At 68.7% G+C, this 1701-nt stretch carries 3 protein-coding genes; all 3 read left to right on the top strand.

The window, feature by feature from the left end; translation table 11 throughout:
- Positions 1–141: 141 nt before the first annotated feature.
- Positions 142–1080 carry a formyltetrahydrofolate deformylase gene (purU, locus tag NBW84_RS17335; RefSeq protein WP_250285774.1) on the top strand — a complete coding sequence of 313 codons (939 nt, stop codon included), beginning with the start codon at positions 142–144 and terminating at the stop codon, positions 1078–1080.
- A 98-nt stretch (positions 1081–1178) separates the two neighbouring features.
- A complete protein-coding gene (locus tag NBW84_RS17330) occupies positions 1179–1457 on the top strand; it encodes a hypothetical protein (RefSeq protein ID WP_250285773.1) in 279 nt (92 codons plus the stop codon).
- Positions 1454–1701: type II toxin-antitoxin system PemK/MazF family toxin (locus tag NBW84_RS17325; RefSeq protein WP_250285772.1), on the top strand; the 248-nt coding region annotated here is incomplete at its 3' end. The genes NBW84_RS17330 and NBW84_RS17325, both read left to right, overlap by 4 nt.

Genomic DNA, 1701 nt, shown 5'->3' with positions numbered 1-1701 from the left:
GTCCCCCTGGGCCTGGCCGGTGACGCGGTGGGTCGCCGGCCCTCCCGAGGCCGTGTCCCTAGCATGGGCTCAAGGCCCATGACGGCTTCGTCCAGGAAGACCGCCGGCCGCCGCACCCAGCGATCTTTTTGGGAGGACCTTGTGCCGGACAGGGCCCTGATCGACGCGGAGAAGCACCGACAGCCGTCACCGGTATGGCCACGCGGCGCCGTACCGGCCCGGTCCGATCTCGGCCGGCTCACGGTCCAGTGCGCGGACCGCCCCGGAATCGTCGCCGCGGTGTCCCAGTTCCTCACCGATCACGAGGCGAACATCGTCGAATCGGACCAGGCGACAACCGGCCCGGTGGGCGGCCAGTTCTTCCTGCGGATGACCTTCCACCGGCCCCACCTGCAGGCCCACCTCGACGACATGACCAAGGACTTCGCGAAAGCGCTGGTCGAGAAGTTCGAGGTGACCGAGTGGTCCCTCTGTGACGCGTCCACCCCGAAGCGTGTAGCGATCATGGTTTCGAAGCACGACCACTGCCTGCTGGACCTGCTCTGGCGTGCCCGGCGAGGCGAACTGCCGGTCGACATCGGTCTGGTCGTCTCCAACCACGCCGACCTCGCGAGCGGGGTGCGGACGTTCGGCGTGCCGTTCGTCCACATCCCGGTGACCCGCGACACGAAGCCGGAGGCCGAGGCCAGGCAGCTGCAGCTGCTACGGGGCAACTTCGACCTCGTCGTGCTCGCCCGCTACATGCAGATCCTCTCGGCCGGCTTCCTCGACAGCGTCGGCTGCCCGGTCATCAACATCCACCATTCCTTCCTGCCCGCGTTCGCCGGCGCGGGCCCCTACGAACGGGCCAAGGAACGCGGTGTGAAGCTCATCGGCGCGACCGCGCACTACGCGACCGAGGAGCTCGACGAAGGCCCGATCATCGAGCAGGACGTCGTGCGGGTCCGGCACAGCGACGACATCGCGGCTCTCAAGCGGCGCGGCGCCGACGTCGAACGGCTGGTGCTGAGCCGGGCGGTGCTCTGGCACTGCGAGGACAGGGTCCTGCGCCACGGCAACTCCACCGTGGTCTTCTCCTGACCGTGCGGCCCTCGCGGGACCAAGGGAGCCAGCGCGGCTCGTCGCCTGGCGGTATGTCAGCTGGTAAACCTCTTAGTAAACTCATCGGCATGGTCACCATGACGACGATGAAGCTCCCGGTCGATGTACGCGATCGGCTGATGGCGCTGGCCACCAGCCACGGCCGTACCCTGGGCGCGGAGCTGTCCGCCCTCGTCGAGGAAGCGGAGGAAGGCCACTGGTGGCATAACGCCAAGCAGTCCGCCGCCCGGCTTCAGGCCGACCCCGAGCAGTGGGAGGACTATCTGCGCGAGGCCGGCGACTGGGACGTCACCGCGTCCGACGGCCTGGGCAGTGGCGCTCCCGAGTGGCCGGAATACGCCGAGGAGCAGGCGTGACGCCAGGCGAGGTGCTCCTCGTCGATCTCGATCCGGTCGCCGGGAACGAACAGGGCGGCCTACGTCCCGTTGTGGTGATCTCCAACACCGGCTACGACCAGCTCGTCGCGGGCCGGCTCCTGGTGGTGTGCCCGATCACGAGCCGGGATCGCGCGCTCCCCCATCACGTGCCCGTGACCCGTGCTCCGACCCATCGGCTCAACCGTCCGTCCTGGGTGATGTGCGAACAGCCCAGGACCATCTC

The organism is Protofrankia sp. CiP1_Cm_nod2 (genome assembly GCF_920664355.1).
GTDB lineage: Bacteria > Actinomycetota > Actinomycetes > Frankiales > Frankiaceae > Protofrankia.
Note: the sequence above shows the minus strand (reverse complement) of the source record. Positions and strands in the feature narration are given on the sequence as shown.

What these genes read in the sequence shown, in the direction of transcription:
- NBW84_RS17330 (WP_250285773.1), top strand. Translation starts at nt 1,179, where the DNA reads ATGACGACGATGAAGCTCCCGGTCGATGTACGCGATCGGCTGATGGCG.